Raw genomic sequence first — 25,184 nt, forward strand, 5'->3', positions numbered from 1 at the left:
TATCTGGGAGGGCTAATCTTAATTGAGAAATGAAAAAAAATGAAAAACTAAATACATGGCTCTGGAAATGGCATTTTATCGCCGGATTAATCTCCCTTCCATTTATTCTTATACTTTCTATAACAGGAGGAATATATCTTTTTAAAGCAGATTATGAAAAGCCAAGGCAAAAGAATATCAAAGAAGTAGCTGTAGCAATAGATCGTATTTCATTAGATCAACAATGGCAAATTGCCAATAAAAATGCTGTGAAAAAACCAAACGCTTTACTATTACCAACTTCAAAACATCATGCTACCGAATTTATCTCTGGTCGTTTTAGTGGACAAAGTAGCGTGTTTGTAAACCCATATACAGGAGAAATCTCTGGGGAGATTGTGACAAAAGAAACCGACATGTATACCATTAGAAAATTACATGGCGAATTACTCATGGGCAAATTTGGCACCAAAATAGTAGAACTTATTGCTAGTTGGATGCTGGTTCTAATCCTTACAGGTTTATACGTTTGGTGGCCAGGAAGAGGCTGGAAACTCAAAGGTTTTTTCATTCCGAGAATTGGCGAAGGCAAAAGAACATTTTTCAGGGATATGCATTCGATATCTGGGTTTTGGATTTCTGGTTTATTAATCCTCATTTTGGCTGGAGCTTTCCCATGGACCGATGTTGTTGGAGGGAACTTTAAAAAATTACAGGAAATGACAAATACCGGTTACCCCGATAGTTGGAAAGGTCACCAATTACAATCTCAACACAAAGCAGAGCCTATAACATTAGATCAAATTGCTATCAAAGCTGAAGCACTCCATCTTACAGGAACGGTAAAAATCCATTTTCCAAAAGGTCCTCAAGGAGTTTTTAGCGTATCTAACAATAACCCATCTGATTTGAACTCTCAAAAAAAGATTCATTTTGATCAATACTCTGGAAAACAGATTTTATCTAATGATTGGCAAGATGTAGGAGTATTAATGCGAGGGCGAATGTGGGTGATGGCTTTTCATCAAGGAGAATTTGGAGTTTGGAATTGGTGGTTAATGTTTTTTACGGCAATAGCCTTGACTATAATGAGTGGCTCGGCTCTGATTTCTTACATACTTAGAAAACGTAAAGGATCATGGGGAATACCAAAAGTACCCATCACTTTTAAAATTGGATATGGAATTATAATAATTATAGGAATTCTAGGTTTAGTATTCCCATTATTTGGCGCAAGTATAATCATTCTTTTAATTGTTGAGTATATCAGAACCATAAAGAAAAAGAGAAAGACAATACTTTCTGCTTAATAAAAAATTATAGAGAATGAAGAAAAGTAAAGTAGTACGTTTAACTCGTAAATGGCATCGTTACCTTGGTATCATCCTTGGAATTCAATTTTTACTTTGGACCGTAGGCGGACTCTATTTTAGTTAGACGAATATTGATGAAATAAGAGGGGATCATTTAAAAAAGAACGCTCCAATATTGCCAAAGGATATCAATTACGTTTCTCCAAAAGATTTTTTAGATCAACATCTTGTAAAGAATGATAGTGTAGTATCATTAGAACTTACAACGATACTGATGGACCCAATATATCGTATTGAGATCACTAATAAAGGGGAGAGAAAAGTAGTATTAATAAATGCTGAAAATGGAAATCTGAGAAAACCACTTCAGGAAAACGAAGCTATCCAACTTTCTAAAAATAAGTTGAATATAAAAGCTCCAGTAACAGAAGTTGAATATCTCACCTCAACAGGAAATCATCACGAATACCGTAATCGGCCATTACCGGCCTATGCTATTTCATTTAGTGAACCAGCAAATACTACGATATATGTATCGGTAACATACGGAAATGTTCAAACGTTTAGAAACAATAAATGGCGAATCTTTGATTTTTTATGGATGTTGCATACCATGGACTATCAGGAACGTGATGACTTTAATAACCTCTTACTTAGAGCATTTTCTTTTTTTGGCATCTTCACCATTCTTTCTGGATTCACACTTTATATTTTGACTTCAAAGACATTCAATCGTAAAAAAACTAATAAACTTTAAAATTTAATATATGCTAACTTATATTTTAATTACAGTAATTTCATTTTGTGTTTTTCAAATTATTCTTCAATTACGTAAAATGAATGATATAGGAAACCAATACTATGAAGCAAAACTTAAACGTGAAGAGGAAAAATAATATCTTTGAAAAAAACAAACATCCTTTATTAAGGTTGCCTTTTAATACAAAATGAAATAAAAATCACATAAAAAAATTATACTTATGAAATCATCGTTTATATACTCAGCCTTACTACTATTATTAGTATGCACATCCTGTAATCAACTTTCTAAAGAAGAACAAGAATTTGATATTCTGATGCAAAAAATAATTGATGTGCATGATGAAGTCATGCCCAAAATGGGGGAAATGAGTAGTCTAATTAAAGAATTAGAAACCAAAGTAGATACCACAGCACAAGGACAATCCTATGCAAAAGCACAACAAGATGTAAAAGATGCATATGATTTTATGATGAGTTGGATGAGTGAATTTAGTGATACTTTTCCGCATCAAGAAGAAGATCAAAAAGTAGATAAAGAAAAGATGTCTTCTCAGATGAAATTACTGCAAGAAGAAGAGGTTAAAGTAAATAAACTTAAAGACCAAATTAACGCTAGTATTGAAAATGCAAAACAAATCTTGAAAAAGTCATAAAGGTCACTTGCTTTGTTATTTATAAAAATGTTTTACTTTAGCAGTTGCAACAAATCATATTAAAACCAATGAGAAAAATTATTGTATTTGCATCTGTACTGTTTATTTCAGTTTCATCCATGCAAGCTCAGAAAAAAAAGGATCTTCTTGATGAAATAACCAAATTAAGGAATGAGCTAAAAACCACAAAAGGTGAGTTGAATGATTCTCGCAACAAAGAGAAAGCGACCTTAACTCAGGTTGCTACTATGGAAGCTCAGGTAAAAGATCTTAAAGACACCAATGCTTCTCTTTTGAGCAACATGAGTAATTTTACACAGTTATCAAATCAAAAAGCTAAAAACTTAGAAACATCTCTTAAAAGTCTTCAGGAAAAAGATAGACAACTTAAGTTAATAAATGATGCTATTGGGAAAAACGATTCTCTTAAGCTAGCTACATTAACAGTGTTTAAAAATGCTTTAGGAGGAGAAGGAAATATCGGAGTACAAAATGGCATGGTATTAATTGTATTGTCTAATGCCACATTATTTGGGAATGATGATAGTCATAAAGTAGACGATAAAGGTAAAGGTGTTTTAGGAAAGATTGCTAATGCATTAAAAGCTAAACCAGGTTTAAAAATAATCGTTGAAGGAAATAGTAATGCTATTAGTTTCAAAGATAAAAGCATCAGTGACAACTGGGATCTTAGTGCAAAACAAGCAGCTGCCATTGTCAGAGCTTTGCAAATTGACCATAAAGTAGATCCTAAAAGAATGGAAGTGCTTGCAAAAAGTGAATACGGATCTGAAAGTATAGAGACCGCTACAAGAATTATAATTGATCCTAAGTTTGATGAGTTTTATAGCCTTGTAAAAGAAAATATGAAAAACGGTCCAAAAGAATAAATTATTCTAATGATATATATAAAAATCCGGTCCTTTTGACCGGATTTTTTATATATGTACTTAAGAGTTGTATCCTAATTATATACATTCATCAATACCAATTTCATTTTCTTAAAATAATGTCTATTCGAGTTTTAATTTTGAAAAAATAAAATATATCCATATTTTTACGTAATCAGTTACGTAAATAGTTATGAAAACAGATTTTTTTAATAATGTTGGTATTATGGCAATTGGCACCAGGCTAAGAATGCTAAGTGAACAAATGGCAAAAGACGCTGATAAAATTTATGAACTGTATCATGTAGATTTAAAACCAAAATGGTTTCCTGTATTTTATGTAGTATCTGAAAACGGAGAAAAATCAATTACAGAAATAGCAATAGAGATCGGTCACTCACACCCTTCTGTAAGCAAAACTGTTCGTGAGATGGTAAAAGAAAAGATTCTATTAGAAAAGAAAGATAAAAACGACGCAAGAAAAAATAATGTAGCATTAGGTCCTAAAGGGAAACAAATGGCAAATCAAATTCGAGATCAATACATTGATGTAAGAAAAGCTGTAGAGGAAACACTAGACCAAAGTACCTACAATATGTGGCATGCTATTGAAGAATTTGAACTTTTATTGGATCAAAAATCAATGTTTCAAAGAGTTAAGGAAGAGAAAAAACATCGAGAAGCAGCAAATATTAAGATTATATCCTATGAACCTAAATATAGAATACCATTTAAAGAACTTAATGAAGAATGGATTACTAATTTTTTCACTATGGAGGAAGCCGACCATAGAGCTTTGGATAATCCAGAAGAATATATATTAGATCGTGGGGGTGAGATTTTAATTGCGCTGTATAAAGATGAACCTGTTGGTGTGTGTGCTTTGATAAAAATGGATCATCCAAATTATGATTTTGAATTGGCAAAAATGGCAGTTTCTCCAAAGGCAAAAGGCAAAGGTATTGGATTTCTTTTAGGTGAAGCTATACTTAAAAAAGCAAAATCTTTGGGAGCTCAAAATATATATTTAGAAAGCAATACTGTACTAAAACCGGCTATTAATTTATACTACAAACTAGGATTTAAAAAAGTAATTGGTATACCTACCCCATACCAACGATGTAATATTCAAATGGAATTTAAACTACACTAAGATGTAGCTATAATTTCGGCGCTAAAAAAGAGTTGAATTATAAAATCCTTCATAATGGATTTGTTTACATGTTTTACCTCAACTCTCTGCGCCGAATTATAGCTTACTAATATAAAAAAGTTTTTTAAGTCTAATTAGAATATATGTTCTATGGATTGAAAAAAAACAGAAGAACGTTCGAAACATGATGTACAAAAGATTCTAATATTAGCTCTTAAAAACACATGGTATTACCGTATTCTTTTTAAGGTTTTTGTATTGTATTTTCTTAATTATTTTTATTTTAGTAATTCTAGAGACCCATTCACACAGGATACACTAACTTTATGAGGCTAAATTACAGAATTTTAACACTGCTGATTGCAGTAAGTTCCTTTCTCTTCGGGGTAAAGGCACAAAATGATCTTGCACAATTAGAACTAAAAGGATCAGTAAAATCTTTAAAAGAAATAACTTCTCACGCTACTCTAGACCAAAAAAATAATATCATACAAAAAGATAGTTTTAATCAGGCGGTTGAATTGGTCTTTATTCAAAGTGGGCGTTTATTAAAAAAAAGCCACTGGTTTGATACCAAAAAAAATATGGGTTCAAAACATACCTATACATATGATACTTTGGGGTTTCTAAACAAGATATATAATTACTCTCTTGATGATCATCAAGAATCTGAAACAGTTTACACTTATAACTCACAAGGAGAAAAGATACGAACTCAAGAATTTATCGATGGTAAATTAAGTCAGGATTTCTCATATAAATACAATTCTAAAGGTCAGGTTATAGAATTCATCGAACATAGTATCAATGGAAAGTTTATCATTGAGAAAACTATATTTATCTATAGTGGCCCTAACGTTTTTGAAAAAAAGATTTATAATCTTGCCAACCAGTTAGAGTCTGTGCAGACTTGTACATATGATAGTAATGGAAATAATTTTATCGATGAACATAGAAATGGTGTTGGTGAAGTAGATTTACGAGTACATTATACGTATGAGAATAATAAATTGCATGAAACCAATGAATATTGGTTTAATAAATCAAAAACCACACATTATAAAATGACTTATAATGAGCATGGTGACCAAATTGAAAGTCATATGTACTACTCTGATGCAACACCTACCGAGTACAACAGTACGACATATGAATATGACAACAATAACAATTGGATTAAAAAAATAGTGTATAAAAATGAAATTCCAATGCTCGTATGTGAACGAGAGATTGCTTATTATGAATAATCAAGTAATTAACTTAGAGTCTGGCTTCATACTTTTCTAATGTTTTCCAGATGTCTATAAATTCATTTATCCCTTCCTTTTTTAGATCTGTATTTACGATAAGAATTTTCCCTATTTTGGTTTTAGTATTAAAAAACATGTATGATGCTACTCCAGGATCTCCCCCTGTATGTCCCATTTGCCCCTGAGCAGAAATCCCCATAAATATCCCCATATTATATTCATCATTGTAAGGGCCTTCATTTCGCTCTTCAAAATTTTCGTCCGTTAGTTGTGCTTTGAACAACTCTTTATAACTCTCTTTCTTTAGTATATTTCCCTCTCCATTATAACCTGCAATCAATTCTATGAGGTATTTCCCTAAATTCTCAGAAGAAGTAATTAAGCTCCCATCGGGGTAATTTATCAATTGGTAAAATGCCAATTCTTTTTCTGTAGTCGAATATAATTTAGAATGTTTTGAGAAATCCACTTCACTAGAAAACCATCCCGTTTCAGACATCTGTAAAGGCTTAAAAATATGAGTCTTTGTAAATTCATTAAATGGTTCGTTTGTTGCTTTTTCGATAATAAAAGCAGCTAATCCTGCAGCAACATTCGAGTATTTAAATTTTTCTCCAGGTTTATTCTTTAAAAAATTATTCTTCTTGTACCAGTCCCCTTTTTTACTTAAAATTTTTCTCAAAAATGCTTCTTGAGTCATCATTTCATCAGGAGACCGAAAATTGGTATTTACTGTAGCTCCACCATTTTCCTTTTCTTTTAGAATGTATCCATTCTTCTCATATCGCGGAGAATCTTTTATAGTAGATGTATGTGTTGCTAACTGTCGTATCGTTATAGATGTATTTGGAAAATAAGGATTCGTCACTTCAAATGGTAGGTACTCATTTATTGGGTCATCCAACTTAAGTTTACCTAATTCCTGAGCCTTAAGTAAAGCTATACCAATAAATGTCTTAGAAACTGAAGCAATACTCTGAATAGAGTTTTTTGAGTATTCCTGATGTTCTTTCTTATTAGAATATCCATATCCTTTTGTAAATAGAATATCATTTTGATTCACAATTGCAACAGAAAATCCAGTTATATAACCACGTGAATAAATTTGTTCTAATTCTTCAATAAGCTTATTCTGTATTGAATCATTCACTTGACTATATGCTGAATACATCAAAATGGTCACGACTAGAATACTAATTCTTTTTTTCATTTAGCTTTACGGTATATTTTGCTCTAATTTAGAAATAGGTTTTATAATTTGATGATAACGAATCTAATCCTCTAATTCTTATATCTTTAAAATGAATCTCGGCTGCTTCACTTTGTAACTGAATCTTTCCTGCTGTTAAAGGAACCATTTCTCCTTGTGAATTTAGATATCTGGAATTCTTAAGAATCATCACTACATTTCCATTAACAATATGAAGACTTTTATCTTTATAACAAATCAAATCTAGAGTATTCCATTCTCCATGAAGCTTCTCATAATCATTACTCCTAAGACAATAGTTTTTATAAGGTCCTCCTTCACCAATATGTAAATAGTCCTGATGCTCATTAGCCATTGGATTCATTATATATTCTGGGGTATATGCTCGTATATCGATTGCCGACGTAGCCTGATTCCAATAATCTCCTGTATGTCCCTGCATGATTTGAAATTCCTGAGACAGCATCCACGTTCTCCAATGCTCAGCTCCAACTGGTCCAATAGAATGATATAATATTCCTGAATCTTTAAGTAATGATTCTCGTGGAGTCCATTTTTTATCTCCCCATTTGAACTTCAACTGTAAATGATAATCCTTATATTCTTCTTTAGAAATCAAACATCCATAATATTCTCCACTTACTTTAATGATTTCATCCTCTCCTTCCTTAACAGTAGTAAATACTTTATATTCTGACTTGTTCATTCCTATCGGATCTATCAAAGTTCCATCTTCATTTTTTGGTGCAGAACCATCATAACCCTTTTGATGTTTAAAACTTAAGTAGGTATCCCAATTCGATAATTCCTCATCTATTAAATATTTCCATTGTACTTCTTTGGTAATATTCTGTTGCTCATCTTTAGGAAAGTCAGAACAAGAAATGATAATCGATAGAATACATACACACAATACTCGTATTTGAATGTTATTCATTATTGCAAGTGTTATATTAATTCATATTTTTTTCTATTTAGTCTTGCTACACGTTAAATATATAGTAAGTATGATAGAAAACAAACGATTATTATGGATAGAATCTCAAAATCAATCTTTTCTGTAGGTTAATTCGGAAACTGTTTTTAATTCAATACATACCAGAATTAGGATTACCATAATTTCAAACAAAAAATACATTAAGCCCAAATTTGTTAGTTTTTGATAATAACAAATCACTAAACCAGTGGTCAAACAACAATATATCAGATTTGCACTAATTATACCTATCAGGTATGGTCTCCAGTTTTTGGTAAGTTGTAAATGACAGTAAAATGAATACAAGGCAAACATGCAAGCAATAAAAGACAGACCATACAGCACTTTTGGAGGCATTCCAAAAATAGGTTCCAATCTTGCTAATACCAAGCCTAAGAATATAGCAGTTATCAATGCTCCTATACTATCCATAAAAAAAATCTTTTTTGGTTTCAAAGTTATTTTATTTAAGAAATTCGTAAGAATCATCAGTATGTTTTTCAGTTCCTTAATGTTTTATTTCTATTCATTAATTTAAGCTTAAATGGGTTTTAATTTACAATAATCACCTTTTAGTAACTAGGTTTGTTTTCTTTTCTTCAATAATCAAAACATTCATAATGTCAATGTAGGTCAAAATTTGAATAAAAAACGACTATTTTAATTTTCTTGCCCATTCTTTCCAGTTAGATAATTCCCCTTTCCTGGTTTGACCACCCTGTGAAAAAAATTTATCTACTCTATCATCAAATTCAGTTGTTTTTACAAGTTCAGCAAACCATTGATTTGAGATAATAAACTCTTGTTCCCTATCTTTTTCAAATAAATTTACGGTAGCTTTGTTATAAGCAATTGCCTTTGCTGGGTACGTAGCGATTCTATACGCTAGGTCTTCTACAAAAGAATCGATCTCATCATCTGGGATCGCTCTATTAATATATCCATATTTTTCGGCCTCCAATGCATCAAAATCTCCTCCTCCCAAACAGATTTCCATGGCTCTGGATCTTCCTACTTTTCTGGCAAGATATTGTGCTGCTCCACCTCCAGGAAGAATCCCTATTATAATTTCCATCTGAGATAATAACGCAGAATTCATAGCTCCAAAACTCATATCCATAGCCATAATAAATTCTGCACCACCACCACGAGCACGGCCTTGTATTTTTGCAATTGTAGCTTTTGGCATGATCCTAAATTTTTCTAGTAAACCCGAATACAATGGCATTTCATCACTATCATATACTCCTTGATCTCTAAAATTCTGAAGTAATTTAAAATCTGCATGTGAAAGAAAATAATCCGGATTAGCACTTTGAAAGACAATTACCTTTATCGATTCATCAACCTCAAGCATTTTAGCTAGTTTATCTAACTCTGTAACCAAGGTTATATCCAGAATATTAGTCTCTCCATAGTCAAAAGTAACAAACGCCACTCCTTTGTCTATTACAACGGTAAAACTCTGAAAGACATAATTCATAAGATTTGTTGTATTTTGATTCTGTATTGAATCACTATGCTCTAGTTCCATCTATTTTATATTTAGAATTTATAGAAACAAAAATCAAGAACTTGTCTTCAGAAAACATTGACTCTAGTCAACGTTTTTTCAACCTACTCAATGTTTCGGGATTCATTCTTAAGTATGATGCAATATATTTATTAGGAATTTCCTGAAAAACATGAGGACTTCTTTTTAATAAACGGTCGTATCGTTCTATAGGTGTACGAATAGATATGTCTAATTCTCGTTCTAGTTGTTGAATTGCAAACTCTTCAAGCATTTTTGTCCAAAGTGCTTGATTTTCTTTTGTTGAAGCTATAAAATCAAAAAAATCATCTCTATCAATTTGAAGTAAATGACATTCTTTTATAGCTTGTATATTATATAAGGAGGGAGTTCTACTCAAAAAAGAAGGAAAAGAAGTCATCCAGGAACCACGATAACCAAACCTTAATGTAATTTCCTCGGATTCTCTATTTACAAATATTCTTAAAGAACCCCGCTCAACGATGTACATGCTATTTTCGATACGACCTTCTCTAATAAGGTATTCTTTCCTTTTTAAAACAATGGGTGAATTGCCTTTTTCTTGTATATGTGCTATTATTTTCTTTTTTAAAACATCAGAAGAACTTACTTTTTCATTTATCATGATCTTGTCGTATCGTTTAATTGAATACTATAACTTGACAATGTTTCTTATAAAACATACCTTTCAAAAAGATCTTCTAATTCTTTTTCTGGGTCACTACATAAACCAGGATGTGTTTTTGAACTTTGAATAACAGTACTTCTTGAGGCTGCCAACCAACGAAATCTATCGGCTAGTTCAAATTCTCCAATAGCTCCTCCAGAGGGTTGACCTTTGCAGATTAACTTCCAGGATTTTAAATATTCCTCTAGCAGCTTTAATTCAAAGTCATTTGAAAAAGCTTCAAACTTGCTTTTATTAACGTGATATTTTACACCAAGAAATTTTTTGCGCTTACAGAACAATATTACACCAATATTAAAGAACTCTTCTCGTTCAACCTTTGGAACAAATCGAATAACAGCAAATTCAAATGTAACCTTATCTTGCATCTTCTGCTTCTTTAACTAGTGAATCTATCTTAGAAAGTTTAGTACATATAAATTCAATATATGCCGCTCTCATTTGATCAGGCGTTAAAAACTCTGATTCATCCTCTAACCAATCTTTAGGTATTTTTGATACAATTTCTATGATTTTATCCTTATTAATCAATCGTTGGATTTCTTTTGAAGCATCATTTAAATGATTCGCTCGCTCCAAAAGAACATGATCTTTTATTGCAGGAAATGTTCTAGTAAGATGATTTTTCCATCTTTCCCAATTATGATGAAAATAAAAACTGGCTCCATGATCGATCAACCATAATTCGTTATTCCAGTTTAATAGATTTGTGTTTTTAAAAGTTCTATCAATATTACTAATCATACTATCCAGTAATACCACCTTGGATGCTGTCATACTATCAGCAATAGAAACCAAAGGATCGTATGTAATTGCTCCGGATAAAAAATGTAAGCCCAGGTTAAGACCTACACTAAATTTAAGTAAGTCTTGGATTTCTTCGTCAGGTTCGGTTTTGCTAAAAGAGTCATCAAGATTCATGAATACCAATTCGGGCACATGTAATCCAATCGCCCTTGCCAGTTCTCCACCAATAAGTTCTGAAATAAGTACTTTTTTCCCTTGGCCAGCTCCCCGAAATTTTAAAACATAAAGAAAATCATCATCAGCTTTAACTATTGCAGGAAGAGATCCTCCTTCTCGTAAAGGTTTTATATATTGAACAACATCTACAGTCCGAATTTCAATTGTATTCATAGCTTCGAATATAGTAAAAAGTTCATTGTTTTTTTATGAACGGATTACAAATCCATGAGATTTCAGGGATTTCATGGTTTTCTAATATTAGGTGAAATTTTGCTTATAAAATGTGACGCTACATAGGTTATCGTTATAATTATTCAGTAATCAAAACTCCTGTAACCAAACTTATATCAAATCCTATATTAACTTCTTTATCCTCTTCATTTACCCATGGATTATAATAATCAAAATCAGATCCTAAGCTAAGTTCTTCTTCATCATTGTCATCATTTATATTATTAAGAAGCAGAATATGTCCAAAATCGTAGAGTAAATGAACTTTCTTTTCATCATAATATGATGTACTAGAAGCTCCATGTAATGCTTTTTGTCGGTTATCTTTGAGATTTATTTTTTTATTGGTCTCAAACTCTGAGATCGGCATTGTTTTATCAACTTTAAATGAATTTGCATTACATGAAGAAAAGTTATATTCATTTTTAAGAACCTCTTTATTAAGTTCATTTAATTGTTCCTCATTGATCTCTGACTTAAATATGTCGTCCCAATACTTCAATTGTTCATAATATGCTTCATTATCCTCAAGGACTTTACCTCTAAATTGAATAATGGTATCTTTAGAAAGAATACAAAACCCATATTCGACTCTCATGGGACTATACCCACCCATTTGATTTTTTGTGAAACGAGTTTTACACAATATCTCTCCATTTTCATTAATCGAAATGGGATTAATTTCTGATGCAATTGAAGAAGGTCCTGTTAGATTCATCATAGAACTAAACAGAAATACTGTCATTATTAAAAGGATATTGATTTCTATAAATTTTCGCATTCGAATAGTTTTTCCCTAGGAGTATCAAACAACATGAAGTTAATTTTTTGCGTTGTGACATAGCTAATTCCTGTATACTAACTATGCGCTATATTCCTTATTACATACTAGTTTTTCTTTTTCTATTAATTCACAAATTGCATCCCATAATGAAATTCTTTTTTCTAAAGATTGTTTTGCTATGGTAAGTGATTCAGACCATTTTACCTCATCGGTTCCACATAATTCTGATATCATTTGAAGAGAGAGAGGACCATGTTCGTCCCCATCAAGTTCTATATGTCTTTCGAGATAATACGTGAGTTTGTCATAACGTCTATTTTCAGAATCTGCACTTTTTAAAATTTCGATAAACATATCTGGTATAACGTCTTCTCTACCAAATGTAAATGCCGAGGCAATCAAATGAGACTTATTGGTGTCAATAATAGCAAATGAAAAGTTCACAAAATCAGCCACTCTTTTATCAATACTAATTTCATTCAATGCCGAATTAACAGAATGTCCAGAGTCAATACATCCAATTAAAGTATTGATTTCTTTAGTATTTGCTCCAATTTGCGCCATTGCATCTAAGTACATTTCAAAATGACTTTTGGGTTCTCCTAATTCATTAATATCACTTTCTTCTCCATGGACAATTTCATTGATAAATCTTGAAAGCGTTGCATTTTTTCTTGGGGTCCAGGGTATTTCTACTTTTGTAAGTTGTAATTGTAGCGCTTTCAAAAGAGACATAAAATCCCATACGGCATATATGTGATTCTCCATAAAAACTTTAATGTCTGACACATCACTTAATACTTTGTAAAGCTTATGGTCTCTTAGTTGATTTCTTAACTCAGAAATTTCATTTTCTATATGTTCTATTCTATTCATATTGCAACTTGCGTATAACAATTGTACATATCCAATAGGTTAATGTTTTCTTATATTTTGTAAAGCGAATCTACCGTAAGATTTATTATAATCCTAATCAAAAACTACAATCCAATTATCTTGTTTTTTAATTAAAATCTTATTAAAGATAATTATTCTTTAACTATGATATAAGTAGTTGGATGATCATAATCATATATTTCTGGTTTAACATCGAGTAAATAAATATTTGTATTTGGGATGTTTCTTGATGTTATTTTTTGAGCAAGTACATGTTCTGCAAAAATTTTGAATTGAGTAGTCGTATCATTTATATTGAATTCATAATATTGATATCCTTTGGGATAGAAAGTTCCAGGCACAAAATGGTTACCTCCTGAACTGCCATTTGCTGTTACAGCTTTATCTTTGATCGATAAGCTTTTGTTATCAACTTTTATGAATTTATCTCTCCGCTGACATTGATCAAATTCATTGAGTTGTTCATAAGGCTCTTTCCTATTTCCAATATTTTCTTTCCAAAGCAGAGTAGGCATTTCTTTTATTATAAATTCATTTTGAGGGTATGTTAGCAAATACCAGTCTCCGATATCTCTAACACACTCCAGATTTGTTAAAACTTGTTTATTAAATTCGTCTACTGATTTATGATAACTTATAGAATCTATTTTGCGACTTATATCATAATGCAGACTATCAGGAAACTTATTTAATGCATAAGATCCTTTTTCCTTAAGTTTTTTCTCTATATCATCCTTATATAACTGACCATGAAATGGATGAATGGGTACTTTTTGTGGTTTAGATTTTAGATCATGATACTTAATTACATTTCCATTTTTATCATTAACATAAAAATTTTCGTTTTTTGCAATAAAATAAGAGCCATGTCTGGGAATAGAATCGATACTATTTAATTCGTTATCCATCTCCATAATATACTGTCCTGTAGACCCATCATCGTAAAAAAAGTTAACAGCAGCGTATAGTGTAGCGTTATTAGAGCTATACATATCATAAATTTTCATTTTGAGAGGTTGAATCGCTATTTCAGTGTTTGAATTTTCTGGAAACACCTCCATATCAGGAAACTTATCATCCTCTGTTTTTGTATATCCACAACTAATTACAATAGTTGTAATTATAAAAAAAACAATCCCTTTTACTATTAGATTCATTTTATAAATATCCTTTATCTCAATGAATCTGAAAACACTAAAACGATTTTCGCAGAGAGATAGTGATTATTTTACGGTACAGATTACAAATTCGTTTAATCTCTAAGAATAATTTCAATCATCGTTTTTATACAAAACAGTATCAAGCAAATTCCCTTGTTCATCATAGATTTTCCATTCCCCGCTTTTTTTAAAATTTACCTTCTTCCCTGTTTTGTAAATTTTACCATTTTTAAAATACTCTACATATTTTCCATCATCGACACCATCTTTAAATTCTCTTTCACACTTTAAATTTCCATTATCAAAATAATATTTCCATAATCCATTTTGTTTACCATTTACTTTTTCACCGGTTGTATGTATTTTACCATTTTTAAAATATTCAGTTTGTTTCCCATTAGCTTTACCATTTAAATAGTTTTCTATACTTGCTATTTCTCCAGAATCATAATAATTTTTCCATTCTCCATTTGCTAATCCTTTATCATCATATTGCTTTAAATATTTTAAAGTCTTTGTTTCTTTGAAATAGCTTTTCCATACTCCTGTTTTTATATCTTCTTTATACCAACCTTCCATATAAAGTTCACCAGAATAATCAGTTTTATAATATCCGTCACGTTTTCCATTTTTGAAATTTTCTATAGATTGTATTTCTCCATCTTCATAATATAAAGTCCATTTTCCTGTTTTTCTTTCTTCAATAAATTGACCAATTTCTTTGACATTACCAGATGGGTAATAATCTTTAAAGTCTTTTACATTATTAACAATAGTTGATTTTGTATTACCAACTTCATTACTATTACTCTCTGCTTTATTAATATTGCATTGTGATAGAAGTGTTGAAGTTAAAACACCAAGAAACCCCAAACTAATCTTATTTTTTAAATTATACATTTTATAAAATTTACTGATGAAAATTGTATTAACTGATACTATATTTGATCTTATTTCAACTACGATTAATATTTCCTATTCATTTTTCAAATCATCATTAATGGTAATCTAAATGATCTTTTTAATGCCTTTTATACTCTAATATTATTTTGCATTCTTTTTCCAAAAATACAAAAGCGATGGAGTATCATTATTTTGTCTATCATATTTATCTAAAATTCCCAAAGCTTTGTTACACAATCAAAGTTGACCGCTTTGCATGTTTCAGAATCTAATACGTCTTTACAGATAAAGAAGTAAACTGAAACATAAAACATGCCTAAAAGTAGTATTACCATACTTTCTGAAACATCATTTCGTTTACCATTAGTTGATTCTGATTGTTTAAGCAAACTTATAGGGTTAATTGATATAATAAGCCAAATAAATAACAGAAGAAGGAGTAAAAATCGTCCAACAATTATTTGATTTTCAGTATCATTAGCTTTACTAAAAAAGATTTCTTCAAAAAATATAAATCTTGCAAAGAAGAATAAAATCAATAAGATACTGACTATATAAACAAAATACTTTAAAAAAGTTTTAATTTTTGATATAGTAATCATTACCAAAGATAAAAGCATTAATAATAAAGTAAAATACCATACTGTATTAATGAATTCTGAAATTACAGTTCCGTCCTGAGAACGTCTTAATATAGTTATAGCTACCAAAACTGCTACTAAAGGTATGGTAACAAGAATGGTAAAATATCCGCCAACACTCTTATGCTTGGATAGTGTTAGTATAACAATAACAGACAAAATAATGATCCACCATACTTTTAAACGGCTTAAAGAAGACGTAACCTCAACAATTTTTTCAATTAAAAAGGCATTATTTAAAATGATTCGTAATAAAACTAAAGTTGAAAAAACACCAATAAATGCTATGAATACGGTTTTGAAACGAAGGAAAAGTTCGTTAGAGTAGCGCATAAATTTGAATTTTTACTAAGGTATAAAAAAGAAGGTGATGACATTGTTTTTCTTATGGGTTTTAAAACTCTCCTCTTTTATTAGAGCAATTCTAGTGACATAAACCTTAAATATATTACTATATATCTATAAGTCAAGAATATAAAAATCACATCGTCATCCTGATAGAATAAAATAATACAAAAACATTATTGCGAAAACAATTATGATATAAGAGGGGTGGATAAAAAACAGAATATCATAAAAGTGAATTTTCAACAAGCTCAGAATACTTTTAGAGTGTTCTTGTACCGAGTTTATTAGGGTTCATAAATGACATCTGCTTTGACCCAAAACATGTAGGTCTATCTATTCTGTAGGGATGAAAAAACCATTTCCAAATTACTTCTTTGGTTTGTATTTGGATTTAATATTGTAAATAAATATTAAAACTTTTATGAAGCAAATCAATCTCATAAAATTTTCGTAACTTATTGAGGAATAGCTTTTAAATCTCTGCAGTCATGAAAACCTTAATTTTAATTTTGTGCGGGATGTGTTCTTTTTTCGCTATTACACAAGAAAATAAAACTACCGCAATTGAGCCTTATAACCTAGAGGGTGTTTGGGAACTTAAACATCAATTCTTATATGATGATCACAACCAAATAATTGATACTGTTCTTAATCAGAATGGATATCGCCAGGTAAAGATGTACAGCAAAGGAAAAGTGATGTGGACTCGTTATGACCCAAAAGATAATAACGAATGGTTCGGTTATGGTACGTATACTATCAAAGACGGCATGCTCGAAGAACGTTTAGAATATGCTTCTGGTCCTATGATGAAAATTGTCGATACCACACAAGTTTTTGTATTCGAACTTGTGATGGGCACCAATTCGTATCAACAAATCGATGTAGATAAAGAGGGACATTATTCACAGTCTGAAAACTATGATAAAGTTCAATGATTTTTTTTATAAAACCATTTGATCTACCCTAAATCTTATTCTTCAAGCAGTAAAACTAAAAAATCCCGACCTTATAACGGGCCGGGATTTTTAAAACACACTAAACTTAGTATCAAACTAGCTTATATAATACCAGGTAGTACCTCTTAATTCTACCCGTCTCCATCTATTTTGATTAGTATCCCAATACCACCAAACATCGCTGTATCTGTAGACTCTTACTCCATGAATTGTATAATAGTTTCCATTTTCATATACTTCTCCTCCACCATTACCAGGATACATTTGATTAATACCTGTCTTATCTCCAGAAGATAAGGCATTACGTTGCGTACTGTAAGTACTACCATCTTTTTTGGTAATGGTAGGATTTCCATTCTTCGAAAATGCATATGAACTGTATAGCATAATCGATCCAAAATCTAAACGATTTGTATATTCATCTCCATCTCTACCTCGTTGCACATAAGTCTGAAAATTATGCTCCTTACCGCTTTGTATATTTTGAAAATTAATCGTAATATCCTGATTTCTATCAGCTCTACTTTGCTCGTGCCATAATCCTACAGCATGACCAATTTCATGAATGGTATTTCCTGTAGAACAACCATCTGCCAAGGTGATGTTCTGGCGTCCACCTACCATCCCCACACTAGAGGAGCAACCGGATCCCTTTCTAAAGCGTATATAGTTAGACTGATTTGTTCGTTGTACAAATCGTAAGGATGTATTGGCTTCCCAATGTGCAATGGCATCAGATACGCGATATTGTTTGGGTAATCCGCTCTCGACCGTATAGTATACTGTGTTATCGGGCCACCGTCCCCCGGTTCTACCGACACTCTTTTGTTCAGGAATTTGTTCTCCTTCTTCAAAAACCAACTTGGTCGGTGCTATAGACAACATGTTTTTTGAAAATACAATATCACCTTCATAGATGTATTCTCCATTAATTTCTTCAACCTGGATTTTTTCTCCCGCATAATACATCTCAGTTACTTTCCCTACGTTCTCAGGATAGGCTATTTCTACCAAACTGGCTTTTGTTACTTCTTCTGAAGCTGTGGTGACTTCATCAAATTGTTCTGCTGTACAAGCTGTCAATAACAAACTTAGTATTGACAATCTTGTGATCTGAGTTTTAATCATAATAATTGAATTTGTGTTAGATATTAATAGTTAGTAATTATGTTTATGACTATTGTTTTATGACCCTTCCAGAATGAGTTTGACTAGCTCCTTTTACTTTATAAACATATATACCAGATGCCAATGAACTCATATCAGATTTGATTATGTTTCCGCCATTTGGTTGTACTTCTAAAAGTTTTTTTCCGTTTAAATCATAGAGTTCGAATGCACCAAAATCAAGTCCTGCGATATACATAAAATCATCTACAGGATTAGGGTATATCATAAGCGGAGATATCTTTTCTTCAATTGTTTTAGTATTTCCTATTAAAGCTTCATCAAAAGATCGTGCATCAGACTGCTTCGTTATTTTAATCCAGTTGATATTCCAACCGCCAGATGCTGCATATAAACCAAAAGAATAGGTTCCCGCATTTATAGTAACAGTATGAGATACTGTAGTCCAGTTTTGCCATCCTCCCGTATTTGGTATATTCACTTGACCCAGAACTATTGCTCCTGCGTTTATATCAGCAGATAATGTACCACCACCAACTGCACTGGCAACACGGTATTCTATATGATAATTTCCAGAAGAAGGAAAATTAATATTTGCATATGCCATCCAATCTCCAGTATCGATATACCCAACATTTTGTCCTCCTTCTGAGCAGTTTTCGTTTTGAACACCCAACATAGAAGTATGGTTTTCTGCTTCAATTGTTTGACTAGATTCACCACCATTTATTTTTGAAATAATAATAGAGGTAACCTGATCGTTAAATCCATCGTTAACTAGACAACTAGTATCTCCTGTTTTTATAATTGAAGTTCCTGTAAAGTTATCATCAAAGTAAAGTGTAGCTTGATATCCTGATTGTACTTTTACTGAAGAAATATCATCATCTCCAATACCTAATCCAATTAATTGACCTCGTGTATATGTACCTTCTTCTAAACCTATTGCATATCCACCATAGGAACAATGTTGATACATAGTAGCTACTTCTGTAGTTGGAGGATTAGGGTTTGAATTTCCTTCGAGACCTCCAAGTGTGATTTTTACATTTCTAGGGTTTGGAGTATGGATTGTTGCTGATTGATCATACACATCATCATATGCAAACGTATAGGTTTGGCTTTCGAAGCTAATATCTGTCTGATGGAAGAATTTAGAGTACCAGTTATACGGCCAGGTTTGATAATATTTAGAAGTATCTCCAAAATTTTGTAACACTCCTGAAGGTACGTTTAAATCTATAGCGTGTCTTGTAATTGCTGCAACCATTTGAGATTGTACTACCAAATCCCATCGCTGTCCTGATGCCATGACTCCACTCCCTTCCATTGCTTCTATTGTAGTTGGTTTTCCCGGGATTGTTGCAACCTGTCCGTCACTATCTCTATTAAATACAAATTGATTCCCACCTTGTACTTTTCCTCTCCAAATACCGGCATCTGATGTAAATACAAGCTCCTGATTAGCATACTTAGACCAAATATCATTTATATACCCATCCATAAAGTTTTTAGGAAATGCTTCGACTTTGGTAGGAAAATGAATCGTTCCTTCATCTGTATTGAGTAAGCTTCTAAATTCATTAGGAACCGTTGCTTGCCACTGGGCCAAAATATCATCATGTTTTTTTAACTCACCTACTTTTTTGTAAAAGTCATCTCCCCAGACCTCGAGACCCATAGGGTATTGATACGAATCAACTCTTGATGTATTACACCAAAGGCCAATATCATTGAAAGTTAATTCAATCAATTCAAATTTTATACCCTGATTGGGATCTGTTGGGTTTGTCAGATTTGGAGCAGAATACCCACTTGGAGCACCTGAATGGCCAAAAAAGTAGAGATACAGTTGACTTTTAAAAGAAACCATAATTCTACATCCTGCTATTTTAGGAATCTGAACCGTTTTATTAGGAATATCGCTGAGTCTACGAAAACAATTGGCATATTTACCATTCTCTCCTGGTCCCTGATTACCATCAATTACAGGGCCTTGAACTGTATTATAAGTACTGTCCATTCGATTCACTGCACCTGTCACGGGATCTATCCAAACATGCCCATCGGTAATTCCCACTATAGCAACAAATATCTCATTATCCGGATATATTGAATTATTGGTGATTTCATATGGTAATGTTTGTGCTTGAGCTACTATCCCTAATAAGAATAATAGTCCAAGACAAAATATATGAGTAGCTCTATTTTTAACTTTCATACTATTGTTATATCTAAAATTCATGATATTATTCTTTAATTACACGTTTTGTTTCTGTGCTTCCATTTTTTTCTATACTAACTAAGTATAGTCCTTTCTTAAGATGAGAAAGATCAATAGATCTTCCTGGCTCTACTGTTATAGAATGTAGTATTCTATGGCCAAAAGCATCGAACACAGTAACCCTGACATTTTCTCCTTCAAACTTAAATTGAAGTGAGTTTTTAAAAGGGTTTGGATATAATGTCATGGTATCTGTATTCCTTACTTCACCATTGTTTTCTTTATTCTCAACCAACGTCGAATCAGCAAATTTCACATCGGATAGTCCTATTATTTTTATCCAGTTAATATTCCAACCCCCAGAGGCCGCATATAAACCAAAAGGGTAAGTTCCTGCGTTTATAGTAACGTTATGAGATATTGTCGTCCAGTTTTGCCATCCTCCTGTATTTGGTATATTCACTTGTCCAAGAACCGTAGCTCCAGCATTTATATCAGCAGATAATGTACCGCCTCCAACCGCACTTGCAACTCGGTATTCTATACGATAATTCCCAGAAGAAGGAAAATTAATATTTGCATATGCCATCCAATCTCCGGTATCGATATATCCAACATTTTGCCCTCCTTCAGAACAGTTTTCATTCTGAATACCTGACATAGAAGTGTGATTTTCTGCTTCAATTGTTTGACTAGATCCATTATTCCCTGTTTTGGAAATTATGATAGAGGTAACTTGGTCATTAAATCCATCGTTAACCAAACAACTGGTATCTCCTGTTTTTATAATTGAAGTTCCTGTAAAGTTATCATCAAAATAAAGTGTAGCCTGATATCCTGATTGTACTTTTACTGAAGAGATATCATCATCTCCAATACCTAATCCAATTAATTGACCTCTTGTATATGTACCTTCTCCTAAATCAATACCATATCCACCATAAGAACAATGTTGGTACATAGTAGCTACTCCTGTAGTTGGAGGATTACTACCAGCTTGATATACTCTTACATAATCTACAGCCATACGTGCCGGTATTTTACTATCATCAACAGAAAACCCTGGCCAGTTACCTCCTACTGCCATATTGAGTAATAAAAAATACTCATTATGAAACTCACTGGTCCCGTTTACGCCATTAGTAATATCAACTTCATGATATTGATTTCCATCAACAAACCATTTGATATTATTCTCATTCCATTCTACTGAATACAAATGATAATTTGTAACATTAACTGCTGTATGTCCTCCGTAATAGGCATAATTACCATTACCATCCTGCCAGTGAATAGTTCCATGAATATCTGGTGAGTTATTAATATGCTCAAGAACATCAATTTCTCCACATGCCGGCCAACCTACTGAAGAAATATTACTTCCCAACATCCAGAATGCAGGCCAGAGCCCTTGTCCCATCGGCAAAGCTATTCTTGCTTCTATTTTACCATATTTAAAATTTCTTCTACCTTGAGTTTTCATACGTGCAGAAGTATAATTAGCTCCGCCAAAATTTTCTTTTTTAGCCGTAATAATTAACTGTCCATTTTCTACACTGGCATTCTCGCGACGGTAATACTGTAATTCGTTATTTCCCCATCCAGAGGATCCTCTTCCGGTTTCAAAAACCCAGTCAGGGCTTATTCCGTTAGTAAACTCATCCTGCCAGACCAAGTTCCAGTTTTGAGCAACTACCACAGAAGTTGCCATTACAAAAAAGGTTAAAAAGAGTAATGTTTTGATTGTTTTCATTTTAAAATTTTAGTTAGGTTAATATTTAGTGATTTGTGTTTGATAAAACTGGACAATAATTATATCCTTCTTATCATAAAAATATAGTTATGGTTATTCTTTTATGATTCTTCCAGAATAGTTTTGATCAGCTACTTTGATCTTATAGATATACACTCCAGGTTCTAATACATTTACTCCTGGTATTGGAGATGAAGCCTTCTTATTGGGTTGCAATCCTGTATATTCAAATACTTTTATCCCTATATGGTTATACAATTCTAGGGTATATCCAACAGAGGTTTCTGTATCTAATTGCATTTGTAGTCGATCCTGTAATGGGTTTGGATATAAAAGAACTTTAGATTGTACAGATGTAGTTATTTCACGTGATCCTAATCCATCTAAATAAGTTCGTACAGGGTTTGAAAAGGCAAACCCTCCAAATTGATCCCAGTTAATCGACCAACTCATTACTCCTCTAAGACCTGGATAGTTTTGTGATAATGAATATTGACCACCAAAAGAATTACCATTGATCAGATAGTCCAGTGCATCAATGACTCCTTGAGACCCTGTAAACCCTCCTCCTGCATTAACTGTAGCCGGTACTCCTATTAAAATTTGGTCTGGGCGAAGTGCTGGGAAAAATTTACTTGAATCTTTTGTTATCGGAAATCCTTTTAATAACATATCTACGAGAGCAACATAAAAATCTGCATTACCCATACTATAAAAACTATCATCTAATGCTGTTATTGACCCTGAATTGTAATACTGGACTTGTAAAAAGGTTAATTTATCTCGTAATGCATGGATTAAAGGTAAATATGCTCCAGCGCGACGATCAGCTCCTTGCGAAATTCCACCATAAAATGAATACCCCAGTTGAACAAAAAATGTTTCAGGAGCCATAGTGAGTATAAAATCATTCCCAAAATGATTATATACACTTTCTACTGCATTGATAGTATTTACTAAGACAGGAGTTGTAGGGTTTTTAAAATCGGTATCACCAAGGTCAAGAGATAGTGATTGTCCTTCAAAATCAATATCCATACCATCAAAGTCATACTCTTCGATAATAGAGATCATAGAAGTTATAAATTTATCTCTGGCAGAAATAGTATTTAATCTCACTTGCCCCTCTGCTCCTCCAATAGAAATAATTACTTTTTTACCTATTCCTTTTAAGTATTGGATATCTGATTTAAAATCACTCTCAGTATAATTGATCGTGCTAAATTCTGGAGCTAGTTCAAAGCCTAATTCACCGTCTGTTGAGGATATTTTTGGTTCTGCGAAAGAAACATTAATAATATCCCAATTAGAGGAAACATCACGTAATTTTATCAACCCCGAACCATTCTGAAAATTATGCCAATATCCATTTAATACTCTTTCTGGTAGTGGCCCACCTCCACCACCTGAAGTGATAACACGTATATTAACAGCACTTGATGTAGTTGACAAATTATCATTATCTGTAGCTATTGTTGTTAATGAGTAATTTCCTATCGAAAGGCCACTCCAATCAAAATTATATGGGCTAGTAGTATCTTCTCCTAATTTGATTCCATTACTAAAGAATTCTACCTTGGTTATTGTTCCGTTATCATCTGAAGCATTAGCACTAATCGTAATCGAGTTACCTTCTATAAATGATTGTCCTGTAGATGGCGAAGTAATTGATACAGTAGGCTCTCCATCCCCTCCACCAGAACCACATTCTCCAACCAATACCCAAGCATCTTCCCAATTGGTTCCACTGCCGGGAGCGTATGCCGAAGCTCCACCATTACACCATCCTGTAAATGGCCAAGGTTTACACTCATAGATATTACCATCATTTTGCACCTTGCTTCCAGCCACATATCCTCCATCTTCAACATATTGTGCTTCATTGCAGCTTCCTCCTCCGGTATCTGATTGTACGGTTATATTTATTTCCGAAGATGTACTACTAGCGCCTTCATTATCGGTTGCTATAGCTACCAAACTATGGGTACCTTCGGTTGCTGTCCAATTTATTGTATATGGAGATGATGTATCTTCGTTAATCATATTTCCATCAACATAAAATACTATTTTACTGACACTACCATCTGCATCACTTGCATCTGCTGTAATACCTACATTTTCTCCTGTGGTAAATGATGAATTATTTGCTGGACTTACAATAGCAACTATAGGCATTTGATTCCCTGTCTCTATACTTACTGTAATAACAATATCAGATGAAACCGTTACTGCATTATCATTATCTGTTGCACGTGCAGTGAGCGTATGGTTTCCTGATGTTGCAATCCAATCTGTTATATACGGTACAGAGGTATCTTCTGATAATACGATGCCATCAACTAAAAATTCAACCTTAGTAATTGTACCATCAGTATCTAAAGCATCAGCGCTAATGGTTATGCTATTTCCTGTTGTAAATGTAGCTCCAGATAAAGGAGAAGATATAGACACCGTTGGGACAATATTACTTCCATCACAAGGTCCTACTTCTACCCATGGCCCCCATTGTGAGTTATTACTCGCTGGATTTTGATTCTGAGTCCAATGAAACGCCTCATACTCTGTCCCTTGATAAGTAACTTTATCTCCTTTGATGTATACATTATCTGCTACCCATGCTGGAGAACTACAGGCAATGATCTTTGTATCCATTGTATTATTATATGTAGTATCCGAAGCCGACATATATTTGGCTACTCCCAATGAAAAAAATATAGTAATTATAAGGTGTACTCTAATTCTATGTTGGGTGAGGATGTTATTTAAAATTTTCATGACGTTA

General features: G+C 32.5%; 24 protein-coding genes. 8 read left to right on the forward strand and 16 right to left on the reverse strand.

Features of this window, described 5'->3' with window-relative positions; genetic code table 11:
• The first annotated feature begins 29 nt into the window (after positions 1 to 29).
• From FOF46_RS04380 to FOF46_RS04405, 7 genes are all read left to right on the forward strand, one after another.
• Positions 30 to 1,289 (forward strand): PepSY-associated TM helix domain-containing protein, encoded by a 1,260-nt coding sequence (locus FOF46_RS04380; RefSeq protein WP_143915582.1) that lies wholly within the window; start codon positions 30 to 32, stop codon positions 1,287 to 1,289.
• Between the two features lie 178 nt (positions 1,290 to 1,467).
• Positions 1,468 to 2,049 carry a hypothetical protein gene (locus tag FOF46_RS04385; RefSeq protein ID WP_208746746.1) on the forward strand — a complete coding sequence of 194 codons (582 nt, stop codon included), beginning with the start codon at positions 1,468 to 1,470 and terminating at the stop codon, positions 2,047 to 2,049.
• 10 nt (positions 2,050 to 2,059) lie between these two features.
• The gene (locus tag FOF46_RS32920; RefSeq protein WP_262713245.1) at positions 2,060 to 2,188 is read left to right on the forward strand and encodes a hypothetical protein; all 129 of its coding nucleotides are present in this window, start codon (positions 2,060 to 2,062) and stop codon (positions 2,186 to 2,188) included.
• Between the two features lie 84 nt (positions 2,189 to 2,272).
• Positions 2,273 to 2,707 carry a hypothetical protein gene (locus tag FOF46_RS04390; protein ID WP_143915583.1) on the forward strand — a complete coding sequence of 145 codons (435 nt, stop codon included), beginning with the start codon at positions 2,273 to 2,275 and terminating at the stop codon, positions 2,705 to 2,707.
• A gap of 68 nt (positions 2,708 to 2,775) precedes the next feature.
• A complete protein-coding gene (locus tag FOF46_RS04395) occupies positions 2,776 to 3,597 on the forward strand; it encodes an OmpA/MotB family protein (RefSeq protein WP_143915584.1) in 822 nt (273 codons plus the stop codon).
• 193 nt (positions 3,598 to 3,790) lie between these two features.
• A complete protein-coding gene (locus FOF46_RS04400) occupies positions 3,791 to 4,750 on the forward strand; it encodes a bifunctional helix-turn-helix transcriptional regulator/GNAT family N-acetyltransferase (protein WP_244299567.1) in 960 nt (319 codons plus the stop codon).
• Between the two features lie 326 nt (positions 4,751 to 5,076).
• Positions 5,077 to 5,997 (forward strand): hypothetical protein, encoded by a 921-nt coding sequence (locus FOF46_RS04405; protein WP_143915585.1) that lies wholly within the window; start codon positions 5,077 to 5,079, stop codon positions 5,995 to 5,997.
• Between the two features lie 13 nt (positions 5,998 to 6,010).
• Here the strand turns inward: FOF46_RS04405 and FOF46_RS04410 are convergent, their stop codons facing one another.
• From FOF46_RS04410 to FOF46_RS04465, 12 genes are all read right to left on the reverse strand, one after another.
• Complete coding sequence (locus tag FOF46_RS04410) at positions 6,011 to 7,210, reverse strand: serine hydrolase domain-containing protein (RefSeq protein WP_143915586.1); 1,200 nt, start codon at positions 7,208 to 7,210, stop codon at positions 6,011 to 6,013.
• A gap of 28 nt (positions 7,211 to 7,238) precedes the next feature.
• A complete protein-coding gene (locus FOF46_RS04415; protein WP_143915587.1) occupies positions 7,239 to 8,147 on the reverse strand; it encodes a 3-keto-disaccharide hydrolase in 909 nt (302 codons plus the stop codon).
• A 111-nt stretch (positions 8,148 to 8,258) separates the two neighbouring features.
• Entirely contained in the window at positions 8,259 to 8,618 is a 360-nt protein-coding gene (locus tag FOF46_RS04420; protein ID WP_143915588.1) for a hypothetical protein, read from the reverse strand.
• Between the two features lie 223 nt (positions 8,619 to 8,841).
• On the reverse strand, positions 8,842 to 9,720 hold the full coding sequence (locus tag FOF46_RS04425; protein ID WP_143915589.1) for an enoyl-CoA hydratase/isomerase family protein: 879 nt from the start codon (positions 9,718 to 9,720) through the stop codon (positions 8,842 to 8,844).
• A 67-nt stretch (positions 9,721 to 9,787) separates the two neighbouring features.
• Positions 9,788 to 10,345 (reverse strand): Crp/Fnr family transcriptional regulator, encoded by a 558-nt coding sequence (locus FOF46_RS04430; protein WP_143915590.1) that lies wholly within the window; start codon positions 10,343 to 10,345, stop codon positions 9,788 to 9,790.
• Positions 10,346 to 10,392: 47 nt separating this feature from the next.
• Positions 10,393 to 10,776: a DUF3037 domain-containing protein gene (locus FOF46_RS04435; RefSeq protein ID WP_109434524.1), complete on the reverse strand. Its 384-nt coding sequence runs from the start codon at positions 10,774 to 10,776 to the stop codon at positions 10,393 to 10,395.
• Complete coding sequence (locus FOF46_RS04440; protein ID WP_143915591.1) at positions 10,766 to 11,545, reverse strand: HipA family kinase; 780 nt, start codon at positions 11,543 to 11,545, stop codon at positions 10,766 to 10,768. The genes FOF46_RS04435 and FOF46_RS04440 overlap by 11 nt, the downstream gene beginning before the upstream one ends.
• Positions 11,546 to 11,684: 139 nt before the next feature.
• Positions 11,685 to 12,386 carry a hypothetical protein gene (locus FOF46_RS04445; protein ID WP_143915592.1) on the reverse strand — a complete coding sequence of 234 codons (702 nt, stop codon included), beginning with the start codon at positions 12,384 to 12,386 and terminating at the stop codon, positions 11,685 to 11,687.
• A gap of 81 nt (positions 12,387 to 12,467) precedes the next feature.
• Positions 12,468 to 13,265 (reverse strand): DUF3050 domain-containing protein, encoded by a 798-nt coding sequence (locus FOF46_RS04450; RefSeq protein WP_109434521.1) that lies wholly within the window; start codon positions 13,263 to 13,265, stop codon positions 12,468 to 12,470.
• Between the two features lie 152 nt (positions 13,266 to 13,417).
• Positions 13,418 to 14,443 carry a hypothetical protein gene (locus FOF46_RS04455; RefSeq protein WP_143915593.1) on the reverse strand — a complete coding sequence of 342 codons (1,026 nt, stop codon included), beginning with the start codon at positions 14,441 to 14,443 and terminating at the stop codon, positions 13,418 to 13,420.
• 114 nt (positions 14,444 to 14,557) lie between these two features.
• Entirely contained in the window at positions 14,558 to 15,346 is a 789-nt protein-coding gene (locus tag FOF46_RS04460; RefSeq protein ID WP_109434519.1) for a toxin-antitoxin system YwqK family antitoxin, read from the reverse strand.
• A gap of 212 nt (positions 15,347 to 15,558) precedes the next feature.
• A complete protein-coding gene (locus FOF46_RS04465; protein ID WP_143915594.1) occupies positions 15,559 to 16,323 on the reverse strand; it encodes a hypothetical protein in 765 nt (254 codons plus the stop codon).
• A 503-nt stretch (positions 16,324 to 16,826) separates the two neighbouring features.
• Here FOF46_RS04465 and FOF46_RS04470 point away from each other — a divergent pair.
• Positions 16,827 to 17,276, forward strand: a complete 450-nt coding sequence (locus FOF46_RS04470; RefSeq protein WP_143915595.1) for a hypothetical protein — start codon at positions 16,827 to 16,829, stop codon at positions 17,274 to 17,276.
• A gap of 117 nt (positions 17,277 to 17,393) precedes the next feature.
• Here FOF46_RS04470 and FOF46_RS04475 read toward each other — a convergent pair whose 3' ends face one another.
• The 4 genes from FOF46_RS04475 to FOF46_RS04490 all read right to left on the reverse strand — a co-directional run bounded on the left by FOF46_RS04475 (position 17,394) and on the right by FOF46_RS04490 (position 25,177).
• Positions 17,394 to 18,425, reverse strand: coding sequence for a M12 family metallopeptidase (locus FOF46_RS04475; protein WP_143915596.1), 1,032 nt, complete (start codon positions 18,423 to 18,425; stop codon positions 17,394 to 17,396).
• Between the two features lie 49 nt (positions 18,426 to 18,474).
• On the reverse strand, positions 18,475 to 20,670 hold the full coding sequence (locus FOF46_RS04480) for a beta-1,3-glucanase family protein (RefSeq protein WP_143915597.1): 2,196 nt from the start codon (positions 20,668 to 20,670) through the stop codon (positions 18,475 to 18,477).
• Between the two features lie 4 nt (positions 20,671 to 20,674).
• Complete coding sequence (locus tag FOF46_RS04485; RefSeq protein ID WP_143915598.1) at positions 20,675 to 22,402, reverse strand: carbohydrate-binding protein; 1,728 nt, start codon at positions 22,400 to 22,402, stop codon at positions 20,675 to 20,677.
• 93 nt (positions 22,403 to 22,495) lie between these two features.
• Positions 22,496 to 25,177, reverse strand: a complete 2,682-nt coding sequence (locus FOF46_RS04490; protein ID WP_143915599.1) for an Ig-like domain-containing protein — start codon at positions 25,175 to 25,177, stop codon at positions 22,496 to 22,498.
• Between the last annotated feature and the right edge of the window lie 7 nt (positions 25,178 to 25,184).

Source organism: Aquimarina algiphila (assembly GCF_007489275.1).
Lineage (GTDB): Bacteria > Bacteroidota > Bacteroidia > Flavobacteriales > Flavobacteriaceae > Aquimarina > Aquimarina algiphila.

What these genes read in the sequence shown, in the direction of transcription:
- FOF46_RS04450 (WP_109434521.1), bottom strand. Translation starts at nt 13,265, where the DNA reads ATGAATAGAATAGAACATATAGAAAATGAAATTTCTGAGTTAAGAAAT.
- FOF46_RS04440 (WP_143915591.1), bottom strand. Translation starts at nt 11,545, where the DNA reads ATGAATACAATTGAAATTCGGACTGTAGATGTTGTTCAATATATAAAA.
- FOF46_RS04480 (WP_143915597.1), bottom strand. Translation starts at nt 20,670, where the DNA reads ATGAATTTTAGATATAACAATAGTATGAAAGTTAAAAATAGAGCTACT.
- FOF46_RS04470 (WP_143915595.1), top strand. Translation starts at nt 16,827, where the DNA reads ATGAAAACCTTAATTTTAATTTTGTGCGGGATGTGTTCTTTTTTCGCT.
- FOF46_RS04425 (WP_143915589.1), bottom strand. Translation starts at nt 9,720, where the DNA reads ATGGAACTAGAGCATAGTGATTCAATACAGAATCAAAATACAACAAAT.
- FOF46_RS04475 (WP_143915596.1), bottom strand. Translation starts at nt 18,425, where the DNA reads ATGATTAAAACTCAGATCACAAGATTGTCAATACTAAGTTTGTTATTG.
- FOF46_RS04465 (WP_143915594.1), bottom strand. Translation starts at nt 16,323, where the DNA reads ATGCGCTACTCTAACGAACTTTTCCTTCGTTTCAAAACCGTATTCATA.
- FOF46_RS04395 (WP_143915584.1), top strand. Translation starts at nt 2,776, where the DNA reads ATGAGAAAAATTATTGTATTTGCATCTGTACTGTTTATTTCAGTTTCA.
- FOF46_RS04490 (WP_143915599.1), bottom strand. Translation starts at nt 25,177, where the DNA reads ATGAAAATTTTAAATAACATCCTCACCCAACATAGAATTAGAGTACAC.
- FOF46_RS04400 (WP_244299567.1), top strand. Translation starts at nt 3,791, where the DNA reads ATGAAAACAGATTTTTTTAATAATGTTGGTATTATGGCAATTGGCACC.
- FOF46_RS04380 (WP_143915582.1), top strand. Translation starts at nt 30, where the DNA reads ATGAAAAAAAATGAAAAACTAAATACATGGCTCTGGAAATGGCATTTT.
- FOF46_RS04420 (WP_143915588.1), bottom strand. Translation starts at nt 8,618, where the DNA reads ATGGATAGTATAGGAGCATTGATAACTGCTATATTCTTAGGCTTGGTA.
- FOF46_RS04435 (WP_109434524.1), bottom strand. Translation starts at nt 10,776, where the DNA reads ATGCAAGATAAGGTTACATTTGAATTTGCTGTTATTCGATTTGTTCCA.
- FOF46_RS04390 (WP_143915583.1), top strand. Translation starts at nt 2,273, where the DNA reads ATGAAATCATCGTTTATATACTCAGCCTTACTACTATTATTAGTATGC.
- FOF46_RS04485 (WP_143915598.1), bottom strand. Translation starts at nt 22,402, where the DNA reads ATGAAAACAATCAAAACATTACTCTTTTTAACCTTTTTTGTAATGGCA.
- FOF46_RS04405 (WP_143915585.1), top strand. Translation starts at nt 5,077, where the DNA reads ATGAGGCTAAATTACAGAATTTTAACACTGCTGATTGCAGTAAGTTCC.
- FOF46_RS32920 (WP_262713245.1), top strand. Translation starts at nt 2,060, where the DNA reads ATGCTAACTTATATTTTAATTACAGTAATTTCATTTTGTGTTTTTCAA.
- FOF46_RS04460 (WP_109434519.1), bottom strand. Translation starts at nt 15,346, where the DNA reads ATGTATAATTTAAAAAATAAGATTAGTTTGGGGTTTCTTGGTGTTTTA.
- FOF46_RS04415 (WP_143915587.1), bottom strand. Translation starts at nt 8,147, where the DNA reads ATGAATAACATTCAAATACGAGTATTGTGTGTATGTATTCTATCGATT.
- FOF46_RS04410 (WP_143915586.1), bottom strand. Translation starts at nt 7,210, where the DNA reads ATGAAAAAAAGAATTAGTATTCTAGTCGTGACCATTTTGATGTATTCA.
- FOF46_RS04445 (WP_143915592.1), bottom strand. Translation starts at nt 12,386, where the DNA reads ATGCGAAAATTTATAGAAATCAATATCCTTTTAATAATGACAGTATTT.
- FOF46_RS04430 (WP_143915590.1), bottom strand. Translation starts at nt 10,345, where the DNA reads ATGATAAATGAAAAAGTAAGTTCTTCTGATGTTTTAAAAAAGAAAATA.
- FOF46_RS04455 (WP_143915593.1), bottom strand. Translation starts at nt 14,443, where the DNA reads ATGAATCTAATAGTAAAAGGGATTGTTTTTTTTATAATTACAACTATT.